This is a genomic window from Microbacterium sp. NPDC055442 (assembly GCF_053644215.1).
This window is the reverse complement of record NZ_JBSHLF010000004.1, coordinates 180,406-186,778: the sequence shown is the minus strand read 5'-3', so window position 1 is coordinate 186,778 and position 6,373 is coordinate 180,406. Positions and strand designations below refer to the sequence as shown.

4 protein-coding genes are annotated in these 6,373 nt (G+C 71.6%); 3 read left to right on the top strand and 1 reads right to left on the bottom strand.

Features of this window, described 5'->3' with window-relative positions; all coding sequences use genetic code 11:
* Window positions 1-430 precede the first annotated feature (430 nt).
* A complete protein-coding gene (locus ACWIBS_RS10570; RefSeq protein WP_376126626.1) occupies window positions 431-1,879 on the bottom strand; it encodes an NAD(P)H-quinone dehydrogenase in 1,449 nt (482 codons plus the stop codon).
* Between the two features lie 101 nt (window positions 1,880-1,980).
* Between ACWIBS_RS10570 and ACWIBS_RS10565 the strand changes: the two genes are divergently transcribed.
* The 3 genes from ACWIBS_RS10565 to ACWIBS_RS10555 all read left to right on the top strand — a co-directional run bounded on the left by ACWIBS_RS10565 (window position 1,981) and on the right by ACWIBS_RS10555 (window position 6,355).
* A complete protein-coding gene (locus tag ACWIBS_RS10565; RefSeq protein WP_376126623.1) occupies window positions 1,981-2,814 on the top strand; it encodes a purine-nucleoside phosphorylase in 834 nt (277 codons plus the stop codon).
* 17 nt (window positions 2,815-2,831) lie between these two features.
* Window positions 2,832-4,547, top strand: a complete 1,716-nt coding sequence (locus tag ACWIBS_RS10560; RefSeq protein WP_376126826.1) for a phospho-sugar mutase — start codon at window positions 2,832-2,834, stop codon at window positions 4,545-4,547.
* Between the two features lie 446 nt (window positions 4,548-4,993).
* Window positions 4,994-6,355: an MFS transporter gene (locus tag ACWIBS_RS10555; RefSeq protein ID WP_376126620.1), complete on the top strand. Its 1,362-nt coding sequence runs from the start codon at window positions 4,994-4,996 to the stop codon at window positions 6,353-6,355.
* Window positions 6,356-6,373: the final 18 nt, after the last annotated feature.

Here is a 6,373-nt window from a genome sequence, read left to right as displayed (position 1 = left end):
GGGTCGGCCCCCGGCATCCAACCTCGCGCGTGACCGCCGCCCCGCGCGCTGCGGGTCCATCGGCCTTCCCTCGCTCCACGGGCCGCGCGCCCGTCGCGCCGTTCTTCGTCGACTTGCGCCCAATGCCGGCGACACGCCGAGCGCGAGCGACAAAGGCCGCAAGTCAACGAACGGGGTCGGCCCCCGGCATCCAACCTCGCGCGTGACCGCCGCCCCGCGCGCTGCGGGTCCATCGGCCTTCCCTCGCTCCACGGGCCGCGCGCCCGTCGCTCCGTTCCTTCGTCGACTTGCGCCCAATGCCGGCGACACGCCGCGCGCGAGCGACAAAGGCCGCAAGTCAACGAACGGGGTCGGGCCCCGACGAAACCCGGGCCCGGCGAAACCACGGCCCGACGAAACCACGGAGCGGCGAAGAGCGGATGCCGGGAGGTCAGACCCCGTACACGGTGTGGTCGACGACGTGCATCGCGCGCGCGGCATCCGTGATGCTGCCCGACAGCGACGGGTACACCGTGAACACGCGCGAGACCTGGTCGATCGTCAGGCGGCGCTCGACGGCGATCGCGATCGGGTAGATGAGCTCGGATGCCCGGGGTCCGACGATCACGCCGCCCACCACGCTGCCCGACCCCTGGCGTGCGATGAGCTTGACGAAGCCGTCCTTGATGCCCATCATCTTCGCCCGCGGGTTCGCGGCGAGCGGCAGCTTGTGCACGACGGCGGCGATGCGTCCGTCGATGATGTCCTTCTCCTGCCACCCGACCGTCGCGATCTCGGGCGCGGTGAAGATGTTCGAGGCGATCCGGCGACGCTCCAACGGGATCACGACGTCGCCGAGGGCGTGGAAGACCGCCGTCCGGCCCTGCATCGAGGCGACCGAGGCGAGCGGCACGAACGTCGTGCAGTCCCCCGCGGCGTAGATGTTCGGCACCGAGGTGCGCGCGACGCGGTTGACCTGGATGTGCCCCGAATCGGTCATCTGCACGCCGGCCTGCTCGAGTCCGATGCCCGCGGTGTTGGGCACCGACCCGACCGCCATGAGGCAGTGGCTGCCCTCGACGGTGCGTCCGTCGCTGAGGGTCACGACGACGCGGTCGCCGAGGTTCTCGACCCGGTCGGCGCGGGACTTCGACAGCAGCGTCATTCCGCCCCGCTTGAACACGCGCTCGAGCACCGCCGCGGCATCCGTGTCCTCACCGGGAAGAACCTGGTCGCGACTCGAGACGAGCGTGACCTCGGCCCCGAGGTTCATGTACGCACCGGCGAACTCGGCGCCGGTGACCCCCGAGCCGACGACGATGAGGTGCTCGGGCAGCGCCTTCATGTCGTACAGCTGCGTCCACGTCAGGATCCGCTCGCCATCGGGCTTGGCGTTCGGCAGCTCGCGCGGCGACGCTCCCACCGAGACGACGAGCGTGTCGGCCTCGATGCGGTCGAAGTCGGTGCCGTCGCGATCGGTCGACACGATCACGGCGTTCTCGCCCTCGAGGCGGCCGTGCCCCGAGATGAGGCGCACGCCCGCTTCGACGAGCGCGGCGCGCATGTCGTCGGACTGTTGCCGTGCGAGCGACAGCAACCGCTTGTTGACGGCGCGCATGTTGATCGCGATCTCGGGCTTGAGCGGTCTGCCGTCGCCGCCTTTGGCGAACAGCTGCACCCCGAGGTCGCTCGCTCCGGCGATCGCGACGGCGGCGTCGGCGGTCGCGATGAGCGACTTCGACGGCACGACGTCGGTGATGACGGCCGACCCGCCGATGCCCGCGCGTTCGACGAGGGTCACCTGGGCGCCGAGCTGCGCCGCGGCGAGCGCCGCCTCATATCCCCCGGGGCCGCCGCCGATGATCGCGACGGACTGGGTGCGCTCGAAGCTCAAGGACATGGCATCCATTCTTCCCGACGGATGCCGCCCCCACGACCGGGGCGACACTCCGGCCGCATTCGTGTATGGCGACCACGCGCTCGCGTTCCTAGAGTGGGGGCATGTCAGAGACCACCGCCAATCCCCTCGACGACCCGACGGCCGACCCGTTCGCCGTCGCCGCCGAGGCAGCCGCAGACATCGCCCGGATCACCGGCGTCGAGCGGCACGACATCGCCCTGACGCTCGGAAGCGGCTGGGGCAAGGCCGCCGAACTCATCGGCGAGACGACGGCCACCTTCCCCGCGACCGAGGTGACGGGCTTCAGCAGGCCGGCACTCGAGGGGCACGTGGGCACCCTCCGCAGCGTCCGCACCGCGAAGGGCCGCAACGTGCTCGTGATCGGCGCGCGCACCCATTTCTACGAGGGACACGGCGTGCGCCGCGTCGTGCACAGCGTGCGCACGGCGGCGGCGACGGGCGCGCACACGATGGTGCTCACCAACGGCGCGGGCGGCATCCGCCACACGTGGACCCCGGGCCAGCCCGTGCTCATCAGCGACCACATCAACCTCACGGGCGCCTCGCCGCTCGAGGGGGCGACCTTCATCGACCTGACCGACCTGTATTCGATGCGCCTGCGCGACCTCGCGCTCTCGGTCGACCCGGCGCTCGACGAGGGCGTGTACTGCCAGTTCGGCGGGCCGCAGTACGAGACACCCGCCGAAGTGCGCATGGCCAAGACGATCGGCGGACACATCGTCGGCATGTCGACGGCGCTCGAGGCGATCGCGGCGCGGCAGGCGGGCATGGAGATCCTCGGCCTCTCGCTCATCACGAACATGGCGGCCGGCATCCAGACCACCCCGCTCAGCCATCAGGAGGTCATCGAGGCCGGCCGTGCGGCCGAACCCGTCATCTCGTCGCTGCTGGCCCGTATCGTCGGGGCGCTGTGAGCGGCGCGGAACCCGACCTGGTCGCCTCACAGGCGGCGGGGACGGATGCCGCACCCGGCCTCGACGACGCGCTCCGCGCGCGTGCCGCCTCCTGGCTCGCGCAGGATCCCGACGGCGAGACCCGCGGCGAGCTGCGGGCGCTCCTGGCCGCCGCGGACGAGGGTGACCCGGCCGCCGCGGCGTCGCTCACGGACCGGTTCTCGACGCGCCTGGCCTTCGGCACGGCGGGTCTGCGCGGCCGGCTGGGCGCGGGCAGCAACCGCATGAACCGCGTGCTCGTGGGGCAGGCGGCCGCCGGGTTCGCGGCGTACCTGCGCGAGAAGGCCGGCGCCGACGACACGCCGACGGTCGTCATCGGCTACGACGGGCGGCGCAATTCCGATGTGTTCGCGCGCGATTCCGCCGAGATCTTCGCCGGCGCCGGTCTGCGGGTCATCCTGCTGCCCCGGCTGCTGCCGACCCCCGTGCTGGCGTTCGCCGTGCGGTACTTCGACGCGGCGGCGGGCGTCATGGTGACGGCATCCCACAACCCGCCCGATGACAACGGCTACAAGGTGTACCTCGGCGGTGCTGACGGCGGGTCGCAGATCGTCGCGCCCGCCGACGCCGAGATCGCCGCGCACATCCAGCGCGTCGCCGACGAGGGCGATCTCGCCGCGATCCCCCGCTCGCTCGCCTACGCGACGGCGCCCGAGGCGGTCATCGACGAGTACGTCGCCGCGACGGCGGCGGTCGCCCCCGCGGGGCCGGGCGCCGACGGGTTCTCGTGGGTGTACACCGCGATGCACGGCGTCGGATGGCAGACCTTCGCGCGCGTCCTCGGCGATGCCGGATACCCCCTGCCGACGCTCGTCGAGGCCCAGACCGAGCCCGACGGCGCGTTCCCGACCGTGTCGTTCCCCAACCCCGAAGAGCCCGGCGCGATGGACCTCGCGTTCGAGACCGCCCGCGCTGCGGGTGCCGAGCTCGTGGTCGCGAACGACCCCGACGCCGACCGACTCGCGGTCGCGATCCCGGATGCTGCGGCCGAAGGCGGCTGGCGGCGCTTGAGCGGGAACCAGGTCGGACTGCTGCTGGGGTGGCGCGCCGCGCGGCTCGCGGCGGGCACCGACGGTGCATCCCTCGCCTGCTCGCTCGTGTCGTCGCCCGGGCTCGCGGCGGTCGCCGAGCACTACGGGCTCGACTTTCACGCGACCCTGACGGGGTTCAAGTGGATCTCGCGCGCGCCGGGCATGGTCTTCGGGTTCGAGGAGGCGCTCGGGTACCTCGTCAACCCCGAGACGGTGCGCGACAAGGACGGCATCTCGGCCGCCGTCGCGATCCTGGGGCTCGCGACCGACGCGCGCGAGGAGGGTCGCTCGCTGGTCGACCTGCTCGACGAGTTCGACGCGACCTTCGGGTCGTTCGCGAGCGACCAGATCGCCGTGCGCGTGGACGACGTGTCCACGATCGCGCGCATCATGGGCGCGCTGCGGACGGAGCATCCGGCCGCGATCGGCGACGTCGCCGTGGAGCGCATCGACGACCTGCTCGCGGGCGTGGACGGACTGCCCCCGGGCGACGTGCTGCGCCTGTGGCTGACCGACGGCTCGCGCGTGCTCGTGCGCCCGAGCGGCACCGAGCCCAAGCTCAAGCTCTACCTCGACGTGCGCGGCGATTCGCCCGACGACGCGCGGGCCCGCATCGCGGCCCTCGCCGCGGGCGCGCGCACCCTGCTCGACGCCCTCGACTGATCGCGCGGGTTCTGGGCGCTGCGCGCCGCGCGCCGCGCGCCCGCCGGCGTCAGCGCGGGCGCCTGCGCGCCCGTCGGCGTCAGCGCGGACTCCGGCGCGCCCGTCGGCGTTCGCGCGGGCTTCTGGGCGCCCGTCGGCGCACTCCCCCTTCGTCGACTTGCGCCCAATGCCGACGACACGCCGGGCGCGAGCGACAAACGCCGCAAGTCAACGGAGGGGCTCGGGCCGCGACGACCTTGGATGGGCGAAGAGCGGATGCCGGCACGGCCCACCCCGCGCGGCCCACTTTGACCGCGAGACCGCAACGGCGCGCCGAGACTGTGGGGTTCAACCGCAGTCTCGGCGGTCGGGTGCAGTCTCGCGGCCAAAAGCGGATGCTGCGTGTCCGGAGTGCGTGTTATCGTGCCACCCGGTCTGCACGCGAGGCTGCGACGAGGAGGCACCGGATGAGCGACGACATGACGACGTCGGACGCGCCCGCGGCATCCGATCATCCACGCTGGCTGCGCAACGTCATCCTGTTCCTCGGCGGGCAGACCTTCAGCCTGTTCGGCTCGATGCTCGTGCAGTACACCGTCTTCTGGTACCTGACGATCACATACCAGTCCGGGCTCATCATGACCCTCGCGGCGGTGTTCGGCTTTCTGCCGCAGGCGGTCGTGTCGATCTTCGGCGGCGTCTGGGCCGACCGTCACAACCGCAAGTTCCTCATCATGGGCGCCGACGGCGCCATCGCCCTGTCGACGCTCGCGCTCGCCCTCATCATGTTGAGCGGCTACGACGCGGTGTGGCTGATCTTCCTCACGATGGCGATCCGTTCGGCGGGCGCCGGCATCCAGACGCCGGCCGTGTCGGCGCTGATCCCCCAGATCGTGCCGATGCGCAACCTGATGCGGGTGAACGGCATCAACGGGTCGATCCAGTCGGCGATGGCGCTGCTCGCCCCGGCGGTCGGCGGCGCGCTGTACGCGTGGGCGTCGGTCGTCTACGGAGGCACGGCGGCATCGCTCATCCCGATCTTCTTCATCGACGTCGTGACGGCCGCCCTCGGCATCGGGCTGCTCGCGTTCATCCCGGTGAAGGCCGTGCGCCGCGCCGCCGACGCGAACACCGGATACTTCGCCGATCTCGCCGACGGCGTGCGCTACATCGCGCATCACGCCTTCGTGCGCTGGCTGCTCATCGTCTTCGCGATCATCTTCCTGCTCACCGTCGCTCCCTCCAACCTCACGCCGCTCATGCTCGTGCGCTCGTTCCCCGCGGGCGAAGCGCAGGACGTCGTCAACCTCGCGATCCTCGAAGTGTCGTTCAGCGTGGGGATGGTGCTGGGCGGCATCGTCGTCGCCTCGTTCTTCGCCCACCGCAGTCGGATCGGGATGATCGTCGTCTCGTCGCTCGTCTTCGGGGCGCTGTCGATCGGACTCGGCCTGTCGTTCAACATCTGGCTGTTCTTCGGCTTCATGTTCCTCGTCGGACTCGCCGTGCCGTTCTTCTCGACCCCGTCCATGACGCTGCTGCAAGAGACCGTCGAGCCGGAGCGTCAAGGCCGCGTATTCGGGTTCGTCGGCATCGTCATGGCCGTGGCGATGCCGCTCGGCATGGTCGTGTTCGGCCCCCTGGCCGACATCATGCCGATCGAGACGCTGCTCGTCGTCGCGGGCGTACTGACCTTCATCGTGATCGGGCTCGCGATCGGCCTGCCCGCGGGGCAGCGGGCCATCCAGGCCGCACGCCAAGCGGCCGGCGCCGGCTCTCCCGCCGCGGGGGCCGCCGCTGTCGACGCCGCCATGCACGACGACGAGGGCTGAGCTCGTCCCGTTCCACCC

What these genes read in the sequence shown, in the direction of transcription:
- ACWIBS_RS10570 (WP_376126626.1), bottom strand. Translation starts at nt 1,879, where the DNA reads ATGTCCTTGAGCTTCGAGCGCACCCAGTCCGTCGCGATCATCGGCGGC.
- ACWIBS_RS10565 (WP_376126623.1), top strand. Translation starts at nt 1,981, where the DNA reads ATGTCAGAGACCACCGCCAATCCCCTCGACGACCCGACGGCCGACCCG.
- ACWIBS_RS10555 (WP_376126620.1), top strand. Translation starts at nt 4,994, where the DNA reads ATGAGCGACGACATGACGACGTCGGACGCGCCCGCGGCATCCGATCAT.